At 52.1% G+C, this 21,479-nt stretch carries 13 protein-coding genes; 4 read left to right on the top strand and 9 right to left on the bottom strand.

The features are described 5' to 3' along the window. Positions 1–18: 18 nt before the first annotated feature. Together AC0YOB_RS22760 and AC0YOB_RS22765 are read right to left on the bottom strand one after the other, a co-directional pair. Positions 19–705, bottom strand: a complete 687-nt coding sequence (locus tag AC0YOB_RS22760; RefSeq protein WP_475789444.1) for a TerC family protein — start codon at positions 703–705, stop codon at positions 19–21. A gap of 149 nt (positions 706–854) precedes the next feature. Continuing rightward, complete coding sequence (locus AC0YOB_RS22765) at positions 855–1,721, bottom strand: AraC family transcriptional regulator (RefSeq protein WP_475794698.1); 867 nt, start codon at positions 1,719–1,721, stop codon at positions 855–857. Between the two features lie 142 nt (positions 1,722–1,863). On the opposite strand from AC0YOB_RS22765, the gene AC0YOB_RS22770 reads away from it, so the two are divergent. From AC0YOB_RS22770 to AC0YOB_RS22780, 3 genes are all read left to right on the top strand, one after another. Further along, complete coding sequence (locus tag AC0YOB_RS22770) at positions 1,864–4,527, top strand: family 78 glycoside hydrolase catalytic domain (protein WP_475794699.1); 2,664 nt, start codon at positions 1,864–1,866, stop codon at positions 4,525–4,527. A 263-nt stretch (positions 4,528–4,790) separates the two neighbouring features. After that, positions 4,791–7,901: a hybrid sensor histidine kinase/response regulator gene (locus tag AC0YOB_RS22775; protein WP_475794700.1), complete on the top strand. Its 3,111-nt coding sequence runs from the start codon at positions 4,791–4,793 to the stop codon at positions 7,899–7,901. 201 nt (positions 7,902–8,102) lie between these two features. Beyond that, the gene (locus AC0YOB_RS22780; RefSeq protein ID WP_475794701.1) at positions 8,103–9,302 is read left to right on the top strand and encodes an aspartate aminotransferase family protein; all 1,200 of its coding nucleotides are present in this window, start codon (positions 8,103–8,105) and stop codon (positions 9,300–9,302) included. A 238-nt stretch (positions 9,303–9,540) separates the two neighbouring features. Here the strand turns inward: AC0YOB_RS22780 and AC0YOB_RS22785 are convergent, their stop codons facing one another. Beyond that, complete coding sequence (locus tag AC0YOB_RS22785) at positions 9,541–10,287, bottom strand: MBL fold metallo-hydrolase (protein ID WP_475794702.1); 747 nt, start codon at positions 10,285–10,287, stop codon at positions 9,541–9,543. A 129-nt stretch (positions 10,288–10,416) separates the two neighbouring features. On the opposite strand from AC0YOB_RS22785, the gene AC0YOB_RS22790 reads away from it, so the two are divergent. Then, the gene (locus AC0YOB_RS22790) at positions 10,417–10,845 is read left to right on the top strand and encodes an Lrp/AsnC family transcriptional regulator (protein WP_475794703.1); all 429 of its coding nucleotides are present in this window, start codon (positions 10,417–10,419) and stop codon (positions 10,843–10,845) included. Between the two features lie 126 nt (positions 10,846–10,971). On the opposite strand, the gene AC0YOB_RS22795 is transcribed toward AC0YOB_RS22790, so the two are convergent. From AC0YOB_RS22795 to AC0YOB_RS22820, 6 genes are all read right to left on the bottom strand, one after another. Further along, positions 10,972–12,054 carry a mandelate racemase/muconate lactonizing enzyme family protein gene (locus AC0YOB_RS22795; protein ID WP_475794704.1) on the bottom strand — a complete coding sequence of 361 codons (1,083 nt, stop codon included), beginning with the start codon at positions 12,052–12,054 and terminating at the stop codon, positions 10,972–10,974. Then, a complete protein-coding gene (locus AC0YOB_RS22800; protein WP_475794705.1) occupies positions 12,051–15,392 on the bottom strand; it encodes a glycosyl hydrolase in 3,342 nt (1,113 codons plus the stop codon). Before AC0YOB_RS22800 ends, AC0YOB_RS22795 begins: the two co-directional genes overlap by 4 nt. Positions 15,393–15,397: 5 nt before the next feature. Next, complete coding sequence (locus tag AC0YOB_RS22805) at positions 15,398–17,794, bottom strand: helix-turn-helix domain-containing protein (protein WP_475794706.1); 2,397 nt, start codon at positions 17,792–17,794, stop codon at positions 15,398–15,400. Positions 17,795–17,907: 113 nt separating this feature from the next. Further along, complete coding sequence (locus tag AC0YOB_RS22810; RefSeq protein ID WP_210038162.1) at positions 17,908–18,768, bottom strand: carbohydrate ABC transporter permease; 861 nt, start codon at positions 18,766–18,768, stop codon at positions 17,908–17,910. Between the two features lie 15 nt (positions 18,769–18,783). Beyond that, positions 18,784–19,746 (bottom strand): ABC transporter permease, encoded by a 963-nt coding sequence (locus AC0YOB_RS22815; RefSeq protein ID WP_475794707.1) that lies wholly within the window; start codon positions 19,744–19,746, stop codon positions 18,784–18,786. A 151-nt stretch (positions 19,747–19,897) separates the two neighbouring features. Continuing rightward, positions 19,898–21,463 carry an extracellular solute-binding protein gene (locus AC0YOB_RS22820; protein ID WP_475794708.1) on the bottom strand — a complete coding sequence of 522 codons (1,566 nt, stop codon included), beginning with the start codon at positions 21,461–21,463 and terminating at the stop codon, positions 19,898–19,900. Between the last annotated feature and the right edge of the window lie 16 nt (positions 21,464–21,479).

Below are 21,479 nucleotides of genomic sequence, written 5' to 3' on the forward strand. Positions count from 1 at the left end.
ATCTCAAGCCTGTAGTTCTCAGCGGGCGGCTTTCGCTTCCGCCCGTTTATTGTGGGTCCGATTGATCAGATGGCCTACGGCAACAACCGCAATCGCCAGCACGATAGGAAGCAGATGATTCGTCCAGGGAAGCGTCGACTCAATAAAGGCGCTGACGCCTTTATCATCCAGAATCATCTCGCCTGCGGTGTAGCCAAGCAGTGCCGCTCCCAGCACGACAATGATCGGAAATCGCTTCATCAAGCGCATCAGCAGCTGGCTCGCCCAAATAATCAGGGGAATGCTGATTGCCAGACCAATGACGATAAGCAGGAGATTCCCGCCAGCCGCGCCTGCCATGGCCAGTACATTGTCCAGACTCATGACGAGATCGGCCACAATGATCGTTTTGACGGCGCCCGACAGGCGTGAGCTCGATTGAATGCTTTCCGTCTCTTCTTCCTGCTTCAGCAGCTTCACGGCAATAAACAACAGCAGGAGTCCTCCAAGCGCCTGAACGAACGGAATGCGAAGCAGCCATACGGCGGCAAACGTCAATACGATCCTCAGGCCGATGGCCCCCATACTGCCCCAGAACACAGCTTTTTTCTGCTGTTCGGCAGGCAAATTGCGGCTTGCCAGGGCGATCACAACCGCGTTGTCGCCGCTGAGCACCACATTGATCAAGATCAACTCCAGCAAAACAAAAACAAAGTTTCCTTCCATTATGTTCTCCCTTGTGCAGCAATAGCCGGTTTCTTGAAGATGCAGGCAAATGTTGGCAGCTGTTTTGCCCTCTATAGTTCTGCCCCTAGCTGCAGGCTTTAAAACAGGACCGGCAGATTCAGCTGCAGTTATGCGATGCGAACCGTCCGCTATTCTCTGAACTGCCGGCGGTAGGCGCCGGGGGTTTCGCCAACCATCCTGCGGAAAAGGACCATGAAGGAATTCAGATCCTTGTAACCGACAGCTTCGGCTATTCTGCTTATTTTCTGCTGCGTGCTTCTAAGCTGCTCACAGCTTTTCTGAATCCGCAGGCTTTGCAAATAATAATTAAAGCTTTGCCCTGTATGCTGCTTGAACAGCCGCTGCAAATGACGTTCGCTCCATTGGAACCGTTCGGTCAAATGGGATAATGTTATTTTCTCCGCATAATTCTGCTCCAGATAGCTTAATAACTGAAGAAAACGGGCGGGACTTCCGGGAGCGGTGCGGCTTGTTTCCGAATGCAGCCGGTAGATCGTTACAATCAGCTGCAGCAGCAGCGTGTTCAAATAAGTCGTGGAGCCGCTCCGAGGCAGTGAATACTCCTTGTACAAAGAAAGAAACAGCTTTCCAATCTCATCATCCGTATCGAATACGGCGTGGTAAGGAAGGGTTTCTTCTTTGAGTCCTTCGAGGTAAGCAGCAATAGGACCGTCGAAGACCAACGGAATCAGATTGTCAACGAGCTGCTTTGTAAAAATGCAATTATAGACAATTAACGGGTCCTGCAGGGCATTGGTAGATGAAGGACGAAACACATGCGACGTTCCGATGGGAATTACATGCAGCTGGCCCCGATGAATCCGCTGCACATCGTCTTCTATATAATGAAACCCTTTGCCTTCGGCTACATAAGCCAGCTCAATAAACTCATGCGAATGCAGGGGCAGAGTGAAGTCCTCTACCGCCCGGTTGACGTAAAGAAGCAGATTGCTGAAAAACGATTCCGCTTTAAACGTTTGTCTGACCTGCTCCATATCCCATCACCATTTCCCAAAATGTCGTGATTACCTCTACATATTGTCCTTTATACCGCATAAAAATAAAGAATTCAATCCTTATAATAGGGGGTATGCAGAGTAGAATGGACATTATATGTTGGAAAGGTGAGGATGCGTTATGACAATGGTTACGAAGCTTCGTTGTGAATACCGGGAGAATCCCATCGGCCTTGACATCCGTAAGCCGAGAATCAGCTGGCAAGTTCAATCCGATACGAGGTCGTGGGAGCAGTCGGCTTATCAGATTCAAGTTTCCCTGGAAGCGGATTTGAGCGCCGCGCTCTGGGATTCAGGGAAGGTTCAATCGGATCAGTCCACTCATGTTGCTCTATCGGAATTGAATGTTGAAGCCGCTCAGCGCTACTACTATCATATCCGGGTATGGGACAAACAAGAACAAGCTTCTCCCTGGTCTGAAATCGCTTACTGGGAAACGGGGCTGCTGGAGCCGGCCGGATGGCAGGCCGATTGGGTCAGTGCGCCGCTTGCCTCCTTCCCTCCGGAGTCTGAGCAGTCCCCCTTTCTCCGACGCACATTCAGTGTGAAAGCCAAGGTGAAGAGCGCCCGAATCTACGCGACGAGCCTGGGAATCTATGAAATAAGCCTGAACGGAATCAGAGTGGGAGAGGATTATTTTACGCCGGGATGGACCAGCTACAATGAGCGGCTTCAGTATCAGACCTACGAGGTAACGGACCTGCTGGCGGAGGGCGGCAATGCCGTTGGCGCCATGCTGGGAAACGGTTGGTATAAAGGAAATCTGGGATGGGTCGATCACAAAAATATATACGGCGACCGGACGGCGCTGCTTCTGCAGCTGCATATCCGGTACGATGACGGCACCGAGGACATTATCGCATCGGATGAGCAGTGGAAGGTATCCGGGAGTCCGGTTCTACTGTCTGAAATCTACCATGGAGAAACCTATGACGCGCGGCTGGAGAAAGCCGGCTGGAGCACAGCTGGTTATAATGACGGCGATTGGGAGCAGGCAGAGGTGCTGCAGCACGCCAAAGACATCCTGGTCGCGCAGGAGAATGTTCCGGTCCGTAAAATCGAGGAGCTGCAGCCAATTGCCCTGATCACAACGCCCGCGGGTGAAACCGTTATCGATATGGGGCAAAACATGGTCGGTTGGGTCCGTTTCACCGTGACTGGCCAAGAAGGCCATGAGGTCAGCCTGCAGCATGCCGAGGTGCTGGACCAGGAAGGCAACTTCTATACGGAGAATCTGCGCAGCGCCAAGCAGGCGATCCGCTATATTTTGAAAGGACAGGGACCCGAAACCTTTGAACCGCATTTCACTTTCCAGGGCTTTCGCTACGTGAAGCTGACAGGATTCAGCGAGCCGGTCAAGCTTGCGGATTTCACCGGCGTAGTGCTGCATTCGGATATGGAGGTTACAGGGGATTTCGAGTGCTCGGACCCGCTGATCAATCAGCTGCAGCATAATATTTTATGGGGCCAGAAAGGCAATTTCCTCGATGTTCCCACAGACTGCCCGCAGCGTGATGAGCGGCTCGGCTGGACCGGGGACGCGCAGATGTTCATCCGCACCTCCGCCCATTTGATGAACGTGGCTCCATTCTTCGGCAAATGGCTGAAGGATCTGGCGGCCGATCAGCTTGACAATGGCGGTGTTCCTTTTGTCATTCCGCATGTGCTTGACGAGAACAGCCACTCCTCGGCGGCTTGGGGGGATGCGGCGGTCATTTGTCCCTGGGTCATCTACCAGTGCTACGGGGACAAACAGATTCTGGAGCAGCAATATGAGAGCATGAAAGCCTGGATAGACTATATGCACGCACAAGGAGAGCAGGAATTCCTGTGGAATACCGGCTTCCATTTTGGCGACTGGCTTGGCTTGGATTCCAAACCCGGCTCCTATATCGGAGCGACTGACCGGGATCTTATCGCGACAGCCTTCTACGCCTACTCCACTTCCCTGTTTGTGAAAACTGCAGCGGTGCTCCAGAAGGAAGAGGACGTCTCGTACTATACGAATGTGTATGAACAGGTTCTGAATGCTTTCCGGCATGAGTTCATCACACCTTCCGGCAGATTGTCGGTCCCGACCCAAACCGCTCATGTGCTGGCGCTGATGTTCGGTCTTGTGGAGGGTCCGGCCAAGGAAAGAGCGGCGAAGAAGCTGCTGGAGCTGCTGGAGGAAAGCAAGCACCATCTGACGACCGGCTTTGTCGGCACCCCGTATTTGAACCTGGTGCTCAGTCAGATCGGCAGCAATGACGCGGCCTACAAGCTGCTGTTTCAGACCGATTATCCTTCCTGGCTCTATCAGGTTACCAAAGGGGCAACCACGATTTGGGAGCATTGGGACGGAATCAGGGAGGACGGAGGCTTCTGGAGCAAGGATATGAACTCCTTCAACCATTACGCTTACGGCGCCATTGGCGATTGGCTGTACCGCTGCGTGGCAGGTATTGATACGGACGAGGCGGCGCCGGGTTATAAGCATATCCGGATCGACCCGCATCCTGGAGAAGGACTGAGCTGGGCCAAGGCAAGCCTCGAGACGATGTATGGTCTTGTCGAGTCCGGATGGAGCGTGGGCGAAGGCTCTGCAATGGAGGTTCAGGTGACGATTCCGCCTAATACGACCGCTTCCGTTCAACTGCCCCATGCTGCTGGAGCAGAGCTTCAAGAAAGCGGAAAGGCTGTTGCTGAAGGGGATGGCATTCATTACATCGAGCGGACAGAAAGCGGAATTGCGCTCACTTTGGGCTCGGGCAGCTATCATTTTACGTATACAGCCGTTCTGTAAGGGTCAGGCATATGCTTGGATATATAGGGATGATCAAGGGACGCGAGCCATTCGGGTCCCTTTTTCATATGCATTTGAAAAGCCGCCGGATCTACTTCTCAATTCGTTCAGTCAGCAGCCTTCTTATGGGCCGTTTGGCTGCTTTTTCATCGTATTTAATTTAATTGAACCAGGCCATTTGCTTAGGGTATACTTTCCATATTAATTGTGATAACTGCAATCTTTTCCCTTTTATGAAGTTTGAGCTGAGGAGACAGGCTATTTTGTCACATATTCTGCATAAGATTGGAAACCGGAAAATTTTTATTATTGCCAGCCTGTTTTTAATCGTTCTAACCGGTTCGCGCGTACTCTGGATTGTGTCGTTCCATGGTATCGATCAACCCTATGCCGTGAATGGATTTGTGGATTTGCGGGACTGGAATGCTGCGGAAAGCCGTACGATTACGCTGGATGGTCAATGGGAGTTTTATGCTGGTGAATGGCTGATCAATGATGATAATGAAAGGATCAAGCCTGTTAGGGAGTCCCAATATATTCAGGTACCGGGTAATTGGGATGCCTCCTTAAAACCGGGAGACAACACTCCGTACGGTTTCGGCTCTTATCGTTTGCGGATTCTGGTCAATCCGGACAACGATATCAACTTCAGCATTCGCGTTCCCAGCGTCCGAAGCTCGTCGGCATTGTATATAAACGGCCGGCTGCTGGCCAAGTCGGGAGAGCCGGGGGAAAATGAGAAGGCGTACACTGCGCGGAATGTTCCCTACTCCGCTTCCTTCACAGCAAACGGCAGCAATCTCATTGAGGTTGTCGTCCAGGCGGCCAACTTTAAGGATCCCCGTCCCAGCGGCATTGTCCGGTCGATGAAATTCGGGACGGAAGAAGCGATTGACCGGGAGACACAGCTGTCCATGGCTATGCAGCAAATGGTCTCCGTCGTATTTTTGATGCATGCCATCTATGCGATTATTTTATTCGTGGTCGGAACCAGGGAGAAAAGACTGCTTTATTTTTCTATGCTCATTGTCAGCGCCACGCTTATGAATCTTCTTGGGACCGATGAGAAATTATTGCATTACTGGCTTCCGATCAATTACGAATGGGGATTTAAGCTGGTTCATTTGTCCATGACGGGTGTCGCTTACTCTCTGCTGCAAAGCGTGTTCCGGCTGCTGCCTTCCTTTTGGTCTGGAATTGCCCCGGGTTATGCGCTTCTTTGCGGGGTTTCCGCATTATTAGCGCTGCTGCTGCCTGCCCATTATGTGGTGACGATACAGCCTTTATACGCCTCGATCGTAGGGATTTCCATTATATTAACGATCGTATCCATGCTCCGGGCTTCCAGGAAGGATTTCAAGGATAATGTCCTATTGCTGCTCTCTCTTATTGCCTTCACGAGCAACTTTTCATGGTGGGGCATTATGATGGCCAGCGGAATTAAAGTCGTCTATTATCCGTTTGATCTGATTGTGTCGACGACCTGTTTTGCGTCTGTCTGGTTCAAGCAATATTTTCAAATTCATTTCGAAACCAGGAGGCTGGCGGCAAAGCTTCAAAAAGCGGATGAGCTGAAGGATGAATTCCTTGCCAATACGTCGCATGAGCTGCGTAATCCGCTGCACGGCATACTCAACATGTCGCAAGCCGTCCTGGAAAGAGAGCGGTATTCCTTGAATGAACAAAGCATCAAGGATCTGGAGGTCTTGTTGTCAGTGGGCCGCCGCATGTCATTCATGCTCAATGATCTGCTTGATGCGGCGAAATTGAAGGAAAACATACCGCGGCTGCAGCTCCAAAGGTTCTCCATTCAAACCATTGCAACCGGCATATTGGACATGCTACATCATATGACGGAAGGTAAGCCGGTGCGGCTGACGGATCGGATTCCCGACAATTTCCCGCAGGTCTTTGCCGATGAAAACCGGGTTATTCAAATCGTATTCAATCTGCTTCACAACGCGATTAAATTTACGAATGAAGGCGAGGTTTCGATCCGGGGGTATGTGCAGGACGGGAAGGCGCATATTGCAGTAGCGGATACGGGCAGCGGCATGGACCACGAAACTATGCGACGCGTGTTCGAGCCTTATGAGCAGGGTGATCGCAGCCCAACGATGATTGAGGGAGGGTTTGGCCTCGGCCTCAGCATCAGCAAACAATTGGTGGAGCTGCATGAGGGAACGCTGCAGGTCGTCTCCGCTCCCGGCCAAGGGTCGGAATTCGTTTTCACCCTGCAGCTGGCCGAACCGGATGCCTTGCTCGCGGAAACCGGGAGCGGAATTCCCGAACCGGTCGCTTTGGCAAAATCAGCTCTGGCCGCTGCTTCAGAACAGCTTGAACCGGCTTCAGGACAGCAACCGCAGCTGCCGGCAGACCGCCCCCGAATATTAGTCGTGGACGACGATCCCGTCAACCTTAAAGTAATCGAGACGATTCTCTCATTGGAGAAATATGACATGATGACGGTGACGAGCGGCAGACAAGCGCTGGCTGCATTGGACTTCAGGGAATGGGACTTGATCATTTCGGACGTCATGATGCCCCAGATGTCGGGTTATGAGCTGTCGCGCACCATCCGCAACCGATTCACGATCACAGAACTTCCCATACTGCTGCTTACGGCGAGAAGCCAGCCCGGGGATATCGGGATCGGATTTCAATCGGGCGCCAACGATTACGTGACCAAGCCGGTGGATGCGCTGGAATTGCGGTCGCGGGTCAGAGCGCTGACGGACGTGAAGCAATCTGTACGCGAGCGGCTGCGGATGGAAGCGTCCTGGCTTCAGGCGCAAATACAGCCCCATTTCCTGTTTAACACCTTAAATGCCATTGCGGCATTAAGCGAAATCGATATGAACCGGATGCGCAGTCTGCTTGAGGCATTCAGCAATTTTCTGAGGGATAAATATAAGCTTAAAAATCTTGACGAGCTTTCCCCTATAGAAGATGAGTTAAATATTGTACGGTCTTATCTGTTCATTGAACAGGAGCGATTTGACGATCGGCTTCATGTCATTTGGGAGATAGACGAATGCGAAGAATTAAAAATCCCGCAGCTTACGATCCAGCCCCTTGTTGAAAACTCGATAAAACACGGCGTCATGAACCGTACCCAAGGGGGAACGATTACGATCCGGGTCACGAACAATGAAACTTATGCGGAGATATCGGTTGAGGACGATGGCGTCGGGATGGATGAGGGCTTGCTTAAACGTCTGCCGGAGAGCAAAAAAGACACCGGTTCGGGAGTCGGTCTGCTTAATACGGATCTGCGGTTAAAACGGCATTTTGGAAAAGGGCTTCAAATCAGCAGCGGTCCTGGCCGCGGGACCCGAGTATCATTCATCGTGGACAAGAATAATGCAGGTTGAGATATAAGTGGAACAAGTGACATTGATACTCTGCTTAAACCTTTCCTTTGGAATCAATCCTTGGCTATGTCAAATAACCATCATAAGAAAAGATGCTCAGCATATGAAATCATTATTCTGATTCCATATTGCATTTATTATCACTGAAATGTATAATAATTCATTAATATTGAATAATTATGCGTTGGGGTGGTGGGGTTGATGGGCTTGGAAAAAGCAGAACTTTTGAAAGATGCAGTGAACTCCGTATTATTTACTGCTGATCGGCCTGATATCGTTATGGATCGCGGAGAAGGAATGTACATATGGGACACTGAGGGTAAGAGATACCTGGATTTTGTAGGAGGATGGGCGGCAGCAAGCTTGGGGCATTCACCAGATGCGGTTAAACAGGCCTTGAATAAACAAGCATCTGCTTTGATTACGGCCAGTCCAGCCTATTATAACCGACCCATGATTGAACTCGCTAAAAGGTTAGCGGAAATCACCTGCTATGACAAAGTATTTTTCGCCAGCAGCGGGTCGGAAGCCAACGAAAGCGCAATTAAGCTGGCCAGGAAATATGGTGCTGCCTTTTTAAACGGTGCCAATGAAATCATAACGCTCACGAACAGCTTCCATGGCCGTACGCTTGCAACCATGTCCGCAACCGGGAAGGAGAAATGGAAAGATCTATTTGCACCAAAAGTTCCCGGATTTAAACATGTGCCGCTAAACGATATTCTTGCATGCGAGTCCTCGATAGATCATAAGACATGTGCGATTATGCTGGAGCTCGTTCAGGGAGAAGGCGGAGTACATGCCGCTGAGCCGGATTATTTAAATCAACTTCGTCAGCTTTGCGACGAAAAAGGGATTTTATTGATTTTTGATGAGATTCAAACGGGAATGGGCAGGACAGGAAAGATGTTTGCCTATCAGCATTACGGAATAGAAGCGGATATTATGACACTGGGGAAGGGAATCGGAGGCGGGTTCCCGCTTTCGGCCATGTTAACCAAGGACAAATATAATATTTTTGATCCCGGCGACCAAGGAGGGACTTATAGCGGACAACCGCTTGCTATGAGTGTGGGACAAGCAGTCGTGAATGAAGTCATTCGAATGGATCTTTCAACTAACGCTCGGATTCAAGGACTGTACTCGCTCCAGGCGCTGGAGCAAATAAAAGGCAAATTTCAGCTGTCCAATATACGGGGAAAGGGCCTGCTTATGGCTTTTGACCTGCCGCAGCCGGTAGGAAAAGAATTGGTTCAAGATTGTCTTCATGAAGGATTATTGATTAATGCTCCAAACCCTGATACGGTTCGGTTAATGCCACCATTAATTGTATCGGAACAGGATATTGATCATATGATTCAAATTTTAAGCCGCAGCCTGGCAAGAGTGCTTCAACCTTGAACATCCAATTAGTCTGTGAATGATACCTGAATTAATCCAAGCCACCGTATAATTTGAACGGTGGCTTGTTGTCTGACCATTCATTGAGTGCATAAATATGCAGTGAACGCCGGAATGCATCGAAAGTAAGAGACTTTGCCCAATACATGTAATCGTTTATATATTGATAAACAAACCTTTCATCCAATTGGCCGGGGCAGCTTGTAATGCTCACCCGAAACAGCAGCTTTATCTGCCGTCATACCCAGCCGCCATCTTGCGGAATGATAACCCGATCAAGCAATTCTTCAACTGCCAGCCGGCTTCGCAAATCCTCTCTTGTAACCAGGCAATGATTAATCGCCTCCATGTGTACCGCCACTACTCTCGTATAGCCTGCATACCGGCATAAGCTTACTACATCGTCCGCGTCCATAATGATAGGGTCGCCCACTGCGAACCGCGCCCCGCCTGCATTGACGACAGTCACATCGGGCCGATAAGCGTCCAGTGCTGCCTTGACATCTTCGCACCAGATCGTATCTCCAGCGATATAGACGACCGGCTCACCCTTTGCCTGAAGAACATAACCTGATACAAGGCCCATCTTTTCCCCGATCTCGCCTGTGCCATGCCTGCCGCTGGTTCGGCGGATCGTGATTCCCTTGTATTCCAGCTTCGTATCAATTGACGATACCGAGTCGAAGCCTGCCGAAGCGATTGCGGCATCATCTCCCGGCTGGCAAAAAACCGGAACTGATTTATCCAGTGCCGTTATTGCTGCGTCGTCCCAGTGGTCGGGGTGCAAATGAGTCACGATGACGGCGTCCGGTGCAGACACTTCCCCGATTGGAACAGGCAGCGGAACAAGCGGGTTGCGCCTATCGTTCGCCGTATTAATGACCGGAGGCTTGGCTCCCATATCGCTGAACATCGGATCAAATAGGAAGCTCACACCAGCGTATTCCAGATACATCGTTGCATTACGGATCAACTGCAGCTTCATGTTCGGTCCACCTCTTATCTTTCGTATTCAGTTCCTGTTACAATTATAGAATAAGTTGAATTATCCCTATACAGATGGATGAAATGAAAAACCGGTTTCTGTTTTCATATTGAAAGGAGTCTTATGGCGATGAACAATGCAATCATTGATGATGTCGATCTTCTAATTCTGCAGTGCCTGCTGGAGGACTCCGCCCGCTCTCATAAAGAAGTCGGACAAATCGTCCATATGACCGGCCAAGCAGTCGGCGCCCGAATACGGAAGCTGCAGGATATGGGGGTTATTGAAGGCTACACGCTAATCTGGAATCCGGACAAGATCGGGCTGGCGGTTCATGCCTTTATTACGGTGTTTATGAAATCAACCACAGCCCATCAATCCTTTCAATCATTCGCCAAGCAGCATGAGATGGTCGCTGAAACGCATCGCGTCAGCGGCGAAGGCTGCTACTGGATGCGGGTTCGTGTCCGCACGTCGCTTGAGCTCACCGCCTTTCTCGACGAGCTGCTGCAGTATGGCAACTACAAGGTCAGTCTGTCGATTGGACAGATAAAATAAAAAGAAATCAGAGCAGATGAATTCTCATGCTCTGATTTCCAGTATTTATTTCAGGATTCCATGCTTAATTATGAAGGCAATTCCAAGCGTCCCTTATATTCTGTACCGGATGGCCCGGCTTATACGCTATACGCGGGTAAGCAGCCGGTTCATTTTCTCCTCGTCCGGCTGAATGCCAAGCCCGTCTCCGTCGGGGATCTGGATGAACCCGTCCGCAACTACGAACTCAGAAGGCGCGAACTGCTCTCTTACCGTATCCTTCTCGATTGAATATTCATAATAGCTGGTGCATTCCGGCGTACTGGCCGCCAAATGGAGAGCTGCGGCAAAACCGACACCCTTGGTCGTATTGTGGGGCACATAATGGATGCCGAAGGCCCTACATAATGTCGCAGCGCGCTTCGCCTGTGCGATACCGCCACATTTGATCGGGTCTGCCGCATACAGGTGGCAGGCACCCTTGGCGATAAAATCGCGGAACGTGAAAATATTCCAGTCCTGCTCCCCTACATGGATCGGTACCGGCAGCGTCTGACACAGCTTGATATACGTATCAAGGTCATAATAGGGGCATGGCTCCTCATAATGATGCAAATGATATTGGCTTATTTTCTCATAAAATTGCACCGCCTGGATATACGTATACGAGCTGTTGCCGTCTACCATCAGGCGGCAGTCGGGGCCGATCGCGTCCCTCACGGTCTTGACCTTCAGGGCGTCCCGGTTCAGGTCAACCGGCAGTCCCGAGCCCATGCGCGGGCCTGTTTTGATCTTGACCGCCTTGAATTGAAAGCGTTCGATGCCTTCGAGCAGCTTCTCGGCTTCCTCGTCCGGACTGAGGTCCCGGCTCATGCTGGAGCCGTACAGCGGAATTTCCCCACGGTATTTGCCGCCCAGCAAATTGTACAAAGGCTGCTTCAGGAACCGCGCTCTGGCATCCCATAATGCAATCTCGATGCCGCTGTACGCCATGGCAAGCAGCTGCCCGGAGATTTTATAATTTTTTCTTAAAATAATCTCTTCCAGCTTCTCTGTTTCGAACACATCATGGCCGATGAGTTGAGGCTTAATGACGGTCTGAATAATCGACAGCACCGCATCGACCTGCATGGGGCTGCATTCCCCAAAGCCCGACACGCCTTCGTCCGTCTCCACCTTCACATAGAACAGACCTTTGGCAAAATAGCAAATCACATTCGTTACTTTCATTGCTGCGCCTCCTTGGGATTCACTTCAGAGCCAAACCGGGCTGATTCCTTCACCTGATGGCTGTCATAGTCAAAATAAGAGCCGTCCAGCCTGAGACCCAGCGCATTGTCGACCCGCAGCTCAAGCAGGTTCTCTCCAGGCTTCCACCATTGTCCGGGTCCCTTCCAAACATACGGCGTCCATGGGCGAACTCCCAACGAATGCCCGTTCAAGATCACTTCCGCACAATCATGGAAATGCTCGCTTAATCCTGTGAACGACAGCTCGAATGTCTCTGACCGGGCCGCTTCATCCTGTACGGCAATCTGGCGTCGGAATACCAGCGTTCCCGAATAGTAGGGAGATCCATCCGGCACGGGACGATTCGGATTGCCGGCTAACGGCAGGGCGGTGATCACGGGACGCTGCTCCGCCGTGAAGCGAACGCCAAACTTACCGCGCAAATAAAGCGGATCGACAACGCCGTCATGCCCATGCCTGATCACCATTCTGATCATGATCGTATTGGTTCCATTGATCAATTCAGGCTGCCCGCCGTCCCACTCGATGCCGTTGACGAACAGGCGGTATTCGCCCGCGATGGCCTCGCGGTCCATCGTCAATTCACACCATTCCGGTATCCGGTCGGCATCGAAAATGATTCTGTACCAGCAGATGACCGGATAGGCGACCGTCACTTGATATGGCGTCCCGAACGAACGGCTGCTGAAGCCCAAGGCATGCCGGAGAACCTCTTTATGATCGGCGCATTGGTTAATCCACGGCTTTGCCTCCACATCCAGCCACTCTGCTCCCGGCAGGGAGCTGTGATTCAACTGCCACCCCTGATCTAACCCCTCATCCTTCATGTCCAGCGACATTTGAAGCTGCCCCAGCCTTAACAGATTCGGCTGCGCCAGCTCGAATTCCCAGTTGGTGTCGGCTTCGATTTGAATATGGGGAGCCGTCTGCTGCCTGCCGTCAAGCTGGCTGACAGTATCGGCTTGGCCGCCCGGTTGCACGGCAGTTTCGTCCTGAACCCGAACGATTTCGATCAGATGCGACTGATACGGCGCGAATGTCAATAACGCCATGCTGTCGCCGGCTCCGGATTGCGATGACAGCGGACGGATTTCGCCAGTCTCCAGGTTCCGGTACAGCCACTTCGGACGGGAGCCAAAATGAGACTCCGCGAGCCGGATGTGCACCTTTTTCTCCAAGCCCTCGTGATTGGCGATAAATATAATGTCGCTTTGCCCGTCAAGCTGTCTGTGCTGGAGCAGCAGACAGCCGGTTCGACCATCCTCCGAGCTGAGTTCAACAGCGCGCGGAAGTGTTTGGTCCAGCAGTTGCAGCAGGGATGTTATGCCGTCAACCCCGGCAGGACGTGAGGAATTTATGAAAGCTGGACCATGCGGGACGAAATAGGCTTCCTTCTCGCCTTTCCTCCAAGCCGCAGGCGACGCTTCGTCCGGCAGCAGGCCTTGCCAATAATGCGCGGGATCCTCTGCCTGAGCGTGAAACAGCGCCGCAGCCCCTTCAACGGCTACGCTATGAGCCTCTATCTGCTCATAGGGAAGCAGCCCGACGCTGATAACAATTCCGCCCAGATCGGCGAATGATTGAATCCGTTCCCAGGCGGCAGCCTCCAGATTGGATACCGGCGGAATAATCAGCGCCTTGTACCGGCCTGCGCCGATGTTCAGTGAACCATCCGCAATCTCAGCCTGCATCAGCATTTCCGGGTCAAGCGTATCATAGTCGCGCTGGTTGTTCAGCAGGGCGGTTTGAATGGCAATCCAATCCGACTTCATTCTCTCCAGCCGCTGCTTGTCCTGCGGGTCCGTTCCGGCAAAGCCGAACTGGTGAAACGGATTGCCCATTTTCGTCCATAACGAGGTGGTTGGATCCAGCACCGCAATGTCGATCTTGGCGCTGCCCTCGCTCATGATGTAGCTGATGCGCCCAATGTAATCACCCAGCTGCCGGAAATGCTTCCAATACGGATTCTGATCGAACTGCGAGGGAGCCGCGTCATGCTTGCGGAGCCCGTCGACCGAATAGAAGAACGCATGAAAATTAAACATATTCGTGCCCATGACGGCCATCCAGTCAATCATCCAGCGCGCATCCTGCAGGGTCATCGTCCAGCCGATGCTGTGGAAGCATTCAATGAGCGCCCGTTTTCTGCCAAGCTGGCGGGCCAGCGAGCTGCCCATCTTCGGATTATGCCTCAGGCTGTGCGCGTAGCTTTCCATAATGGCCGACAGCGGCTTGCCGAGCTTCTCATGGGCGCTGTCGCCGCCCGGAATATGGCTGTACAGCTGCGTGGTCATCCGGACGCCGGGTACCTCGGCGATATATTCCATCCGATACTCATCGCACCATTCGGCGACCTTCTTGTGAAAGTTGTCCCGGAGCATCATATGAATGCATTGATAAAAATCATAGCGGACCTTCGCCGTATCGGGCCCGGCATCTTCGAACAGGCAGGGAAGCCGGTCCAGCAGGCTGTATCCGCACCGTTCCTCGAAGAAAGGCGCAATGAGCGGAGACCATGGAATTTTGCCGGCCCGCAGGCCGACTTCATCGGTGAACATCCCTTTCACGGTATTTCCGAAATATTGGCCCAGCTCCTGCGTGTACCGCTCATGCGTCAACCGCATGAATGTATCGACGGCCTTGGGGTGCAGCGGGTCAACAAAGGTTCCGTAATATTTAAAGTCTTCTACCTCCTGCTCGACAATGACAATGATCTCCCACTTTGCGGCATGCTCCGGCAATCTATAGTCCAGCCGCTTAACCGTATGATAAGTAAAATAGCGCTTATGGCTGTGCTTGGTCAAACCCGTCTGCTGGAACACAGTCTCGTCCTGAAAGCTGCCGATCCACGGCGCAATGTCCACCGCCTGCCCCCATTCCCGGGCACCGTTACCGGAGAGAGGAACCGCCTTGGCTGTCAGCACCCTGCCCCATGGCAAATTCAGCTCGATATGCTCGCCCGCATCCGCTTCCTGCGCCGTTCGCGACAGCATGCGCTGGACCGTTTCCGGATGCTCCAGCGTTACTTCGCCTCCGGCAATGCCGCTGGGATACGGGTATTCGTCATACAGCCAGACGTTAAGGCCCGCTTGCCTGGCCGCCTCCACAGCGAATTTCACCCGGTCGAACCAGACACGGGACAAATACGGAATCGTCATGCCCTGCCTGGCGCAGATGAAGAATCCGCCTACGCCCTTCTCTTTCATTTCTTCTATCTGTCTTAGAATCTCGCTTTCTTCCATATCCCCATTCCAGAACCAGAACGGCTGCACGCGATAATCCACAGGCGGATTCTGAAACCAGCTGTCGTTTATCAATCCGATCACTCTCCATCCGTTTCATTGCCGGCATCGTCTTCGCCGTTCCTGCTGTTCTCCCTGTACCGGCTTGGCGTAACTCTCGTATGTTTCTTGAAGATCCGGCTGAAATAGCTGTGCTGGTAGCCCACATGCTCGGCGATATCATTCAATTTCATGTCCGTTTCCCGCAGCAGCTCTTTTGCTTTCTCCAGCCGCACTTCGGTCAAATAATCAATAAAGTTGAGGCCGGCCGCCTGCTTGAACATGCGGCTCAGCGTATAGGAACTCAGTCCCTCCGCTTCTGCAAGCGAATCGAGCGATAGCTCCTCCATATAGTTCTCGTGAATTCTCGTGACGACCCGATCCACTGCCTGCTGCAAAAAAACGTCCTGTTTACGCGTCATTTCCTGCATAAAGGGCGTTATAACCTGGTTCAAAAACCATCGCTCGATCTCCTCCGGCTCCTTGATCTGGCACAGCTGCCCGTATAGATTGGCCCCCTCGTAAAGCTCGCTGAGACTGACCCCGGTCTGCATCATCGAATGCTGCACGGACCCCAGCAAATGAAGCATGCCCTGCTGCACCCACAGCTCCTTGCCCGCGGATACCCGCAGCTCCTGAAGGAACTGCTTGACTGCCAGCGCCGTCTCCTCTTCAAGCCCTGAGCGGAAGGCGCGGAGCACCTCTTTCTCCAGCTGAAACGGGAACTCGGAAGCCTTCTCCCCCTGCGTCACCCATCTGCTGAGGTCGATAATCTGATTATCCTCCTGCAAATCGCGGAAACGCAGAGCATGCCTTGCTTCCTCCAGCGTCGCCGGAACATCCTTAATCTGCGATACCGGCCGCCCGAGGCCAATCGCGACTCTCACATGCAGGAATGTATTCAGCCTGCTTGTGATGTCGTGGAGCAGACGGTATATGCGGTCGCGCCACTGGTCCAAAGGCTCCTCCAGCGTATCGCCCAGCAGCAGGCCGATCGTCAAATCATGAAAGTTAATCGAATCCGCCTGCTCAAAGGCTTCCTCGGCCAGCTCCTGCACTATATTTGCAGCGGCAAACGTGACCAGCACCTCGTCGCCTTCGGAGAAACGCCCCATCAGGCTTGAGAATCCGAGCAGCTGCACGAACACGACCGTAAACCGGCTGGCTCCCGCGTCCCAGCCCAAATTTCCCATCCGCTCCTGCAGATCCGACTCGGACAAATAATACAAATACCCTTGGGCAAACTGCAGCAGGAAGCCCTCGCGAACCTGCGGCAGCTGGCTTTCAAGACGCACCTGCAGCGTCTGGCTCTCCCGCGTCACATCATTCCAGACACTCTCGAACAGCTCAAATTCATCCCTGCCGGCATGCTTGGCCTGATTGCCGTGGCCGCCAAGCAGGTTTACAAGCCGGGCCACCGGCTTATAGAGCCGTTTGGACACGAACCAGGACAGCACAACGGCCAGCAGCAGCCCGAAGCAGCTGAAGCCAAGAATAATCCGCGATATGAACACGACTGGCCCGGTCAACGCTTTGAGCGGCGTTGCCGAGATATAGATCCATTCCTCGCCGAGCCGGTTCAAAGTGCCGTACGAAACCGAGTAGCTCTCCTCCTGCCACTTGAAGATAAAATGATCCTCCGCCGCGTGCTCCTCCAGCACCCGTGCTCGCAAAGCTCCGTTCAGGCCCTTCGCGTCACCGCCCTGCCCGAACGGCGGGATCCATTCCCCGTTTCCTTTCATCAGAAACGAAGTCCCCTCATTGCGGGGAGTCAGGATTGTGACAATCTCCTGCAGCTTATCCGGATCGACGGTCACCAGGAACATCCCGAAGGGACGGGGGCTGCCGCCCGGAATTTTATGAATCAGCGACAGAGGAGCCGCCAATTGCGGCTCCTTGCCTGCTGCTCCTTGTTCGGGATCTTCCCCTTGCCCGATATATCCCTCTTGTTCGGGATCGAAGCCGCTCCATGCCGCCTGATTCTGCTGATTCATCATAATGTCGTGGTACTCCTGGTACTGATCGTCCGTCAAGCGGACAAAACCCGCCTCGGTAAACAGCAGCGGAGCCGGCTCTTCCACATACAGCCTGACCTGCTGGATCACCGGATTGAGCTGCTTCATAACGAGCAGCGTCTTATAAATATCCTGTACCTGGTTGTAGCCATAAACCGGGTCAAGCTGCTTCAGCTTATCGTCGAACTGCGGATCGAACGCCCAATGCGAGAGGGAAATTTCCAAAGCGGCAAATTGATCGTCAATGCTTTGGCGCGCCTTTTCCAGCTGCTCCTGATGAAGCCGGTTGGTTTCGCTTGCAATTTGCTCGCTGCCGACAAAATAAATCCCCGTTCCAATCAGCAGCCCCGGCAGGCTGGCAATGACAATGACCGTGACCAGACTGCGGCGGAAGAAGCGTCCTTCACCTTGAAATCCGTACACCGAGCGAAGAAATTTCTTAATGCTGTTCGTAGAAATCGTAAGTCCCCCTTCCCTCGCTTCAAGTAACCAATTAGGGATGAGGGACCTGATGTCCTTCTTATCTGAACAACTTTTTATCCCTTAATGGAACCTACCATAACGCCTTGGGCAAAATGCTTCTGCAAAAACGGATAGATGCATAAAATCGGTACGGTCGCGATGACGACCGCCGCCATCTTGAGCATTTCCGCCGGAGGAGGCTGATGGAGAGGGTCCGCCTCGGCGAGCGGATTCTCCGCCAGCATATTTTGCAGAAGCACCTGAATCGGCCATTTGTGATAGTCGTTTATATAAAGCAGCGCCGTAAAATACGAGTTCCAGAACTCAACCGCATAGAACAAGCCGAACGCCGCAATCGCAGGCAATGACAAGGGCAGCACGATGCGAAACCACGCCGTTATTTCATTACAGCCGTCAATGGCGGCGGCTTCGTCCAGACTGTCCGGGATGTTGTCAAAAAAGCCCTTCATCAAAATAACGTACCAGCCGCTGGACAGCACAGGCAGGATAAGCGACCAGATATTATCGATCAGACCCAAATTGCGGACAAGCATATAGTTCGGAATAATGCCGGGATTGAACAAAATCGTAAATAGGATGAGCATCAGGATAACGCGTCTGCCCATCAGCTTTTTCCTCGACAGCGTATAGGCAAGCGACGCGGTTATGATCAGGCTGCAGGCTGTTCCGGCAACGGCCAGAAACCCGCTGACGCCGATTGCCCGGATGATGGTCGGACTGCTTAATAAATACTCGTAGGAGTCGAAGGACCAGGTTTCCGGAAATAAAATGATGGTTCTTGATAAATATTCCCCAATATCCGTAAAAGAAACGATGAACACATAATAGATCGGAAATAAGGTAATTAAAGCAACGACAGTCAGAAACACGATATTAGCGGCATGAAACGTCCGGCTTCCGGTGCTGTTGTCCATATGTTTCACCTCCCGTCAATAGACGCCTTCCTCGCCGAATTTTTTTGCAAGTTTATTCGCAGCAATAACCAGCGTCAGCCCGATGACCGATTTAAACAGCCCTACGGCCGTACTGAAGCTGAACTGTCCCTGCTGGACGCCGAGCCGATACACATAAGTGTCGAATACTTCGGCTACATTCGATACAGCTCCGTTATACATGAGGTAAACCTGCTCGAAGCCGATATCCATCATATGGCCCAGACGAAGAATCAGCAAAATGAAGATCACATTACGGATGGACGGCAGCGTAACATGCCACATTTGCCTCGCTTTGCCCGCTCCGTCCATACGGGCCGCTTCATAAAGCTGAGGATCGGTTCCGGCAATGGCCGCAAGGAAAATAATCGTTCCCCAGCCGGTTTCCTTCCAGATCGTCTGCACCGTCAGGATGATCCAGAGCAGATGGGGATCGTTCAGAAACTGGATTTTGGCCATGCCCAAGGCCGTCAGAACCTCGTTGACAAATCCGCGCGATACGGACAAGAGCATGAACGTCAGACCGGCAATGATGACCCACGACAGAAAGTGGGGCAAATAGACAATCGATTGAATAATCCGCTTGAACACTTCGTTCTTCAGCTCGTTCATGAGCAGGGACAATAAAATCGGCAGCGGAAAGAAAAAAACAAGGCTGAGTATATTGATCATCATCGTGTTTCGAAACAGAATCCAGAACTGGGGATCGGAAAAGAAGCGCTGGAAATGCTGGAATCCGACCCAGGGGCTGTTCCATACTCCCGCTATAGGGGAATAATCCTGGAAGGCAATGACGACTCCCGTGATGGGGATATATTTGAAAATAAGAAAAAACAACAAGCCGGGAATCGCCAAATAGTACATATATTTATCGCGTCTTAACCGTCTGAAAAAAGTATGCAGCCTGCCCCGCTTCTCATAGCCCGCTATGGTGCCTGCGTAAGTGTGCTGATCGGCCATTCTTTAGCAGCCTCCTCTCTTGAAAGTCCAGTGAAAAAGACGGGCTGCGCATGCGGAACCGTCTTCTAGTCACCTCGCTTCTTGTTATTGTTAAAGAAAGCCCCCAGCTTTCCTTGCCGGTTGGGGGCTTGGATCTAATAAGGCTCATTCATCACTTGCCGCTTCGCTCCTGATAAGCATCGTTCATTTCCTGAACGATTTTCGTCATTTGCGGATCGCTTTTCATTTTATTGACGAAATCATCCCATGCGGTAAACGGCGTAACACCCAAAATAACTTTCGTCTTTATATCCTGCGCCTGCTTGGCAAGCTCCGGACCGTAGGATTGGAAGGTCTCGGAATAAAGTCCGATGCTTTCATCCGGCTTGCTTGTTTTGGCCTTCTCGTCCTGCAGCTTGGTATACAGATCGATGCTGGCTTGAGGAAAATTACGGTGCAGCGAGTTGGCATACGGATCGGCTACGTACACAATCTGATTATAATTTTCGATCCCGGAAGCCTCGTATTTATCCTGGATCGGTTCCTTATTGCCGTCTTTGACCGTGTAATGCGTGCCTTCTATCCCCCATGTTTGCAGATCGAATACTTCCGGAGTCATCCACTTGTCAATCGCGGTCAGGATGGCATCCAGCTTTTCTTCAGGCACTTTCTTGGAGATCGCGAGCATGCCCAGGAACCCGGGGCCTTTGGGATTATAACCGTTAATCGAGGTTACCGGGTAGAAGGCCTGCTCATCCTTGGCGGTGGGGTCAACCTTCCCCAGCTTGCTGATCATTTCCTGCATATTGCCTGTTTTGTCGGCAATGATGCCGGCTTTGCCTGATGCGTAAATTTCATCGACCTGGCTTGGCTTCAGGGATGCGAAGTCGGCCGGGATCAAGCCGTCTTTATAGGCCTTGTTTAAATACTCCAATGCCTCTCTGGTTTCCGGCAGCAGATCCGCATTCTCCAGCTTGCCGTCACGAACGACCCAGCTTCCGGTTGCTCCCGTTCCATTTGCCCCGGTAAAGCTGTTGATAATGATGCCCAATGTTCCCATATCTGTCGGCAGCACATTTGCTGTGAAGCCGATTGTATCGTCCTTGCCGTTCCCGTCTGGGTCCTGTTCTTTAAACGCTTTCATAACCGTGTACAGCTCATCGGTTGTGGTTGGCACTTGAAGGCCCAGTTTATCCAGCCAATCCTTGCGGATGACAAAATAACGTGCGCCCTCCGCACCGCGGGGTCTCGGAATGCCGTAGTTTTTGCCGTCCTGCATTTTGGACGCTTCCCAGGCTGCAGCCGGAACCTGTTTGAGAATATTGGGATATTTGCCGTACAGCTCAGTCAAATCCCAGAATGCTCCCTGCTTCGCCGATGTGCGGAATACCGTGGAGAACGGATCGTCAATCATGACCACATCCGCAATATCGCCGGACGACAAGCTTACATTGAGGCGCTCCTTGTAGTTGTTGGCGGATACCCATTGAATGTCCAGTTTCGTGTTGGTCGCTTCCTCAATCGCCTTTTGCACGTCGCCTTTGGGATCCGGCGGATTTGCGGTTGAAAACGCACTCATAATTTTGATTGCTGTTGGTGCGCTTGCCGCTTCTCCCGATGCTCCGGATGGGGCATTTCCTTCACTGCCGCCTGGCGAAGCATTTCCGCCGCAGCCCGACAATACCGTCAAGCCGAGCACCAGTGCCGCTGCCAGCATCATTTGTTTCTTTCTTTTCATGTACATCCTCCCTTTT

This window comes from Paenibacillus sp. JT31N17, from assembly GCF_056269255.1.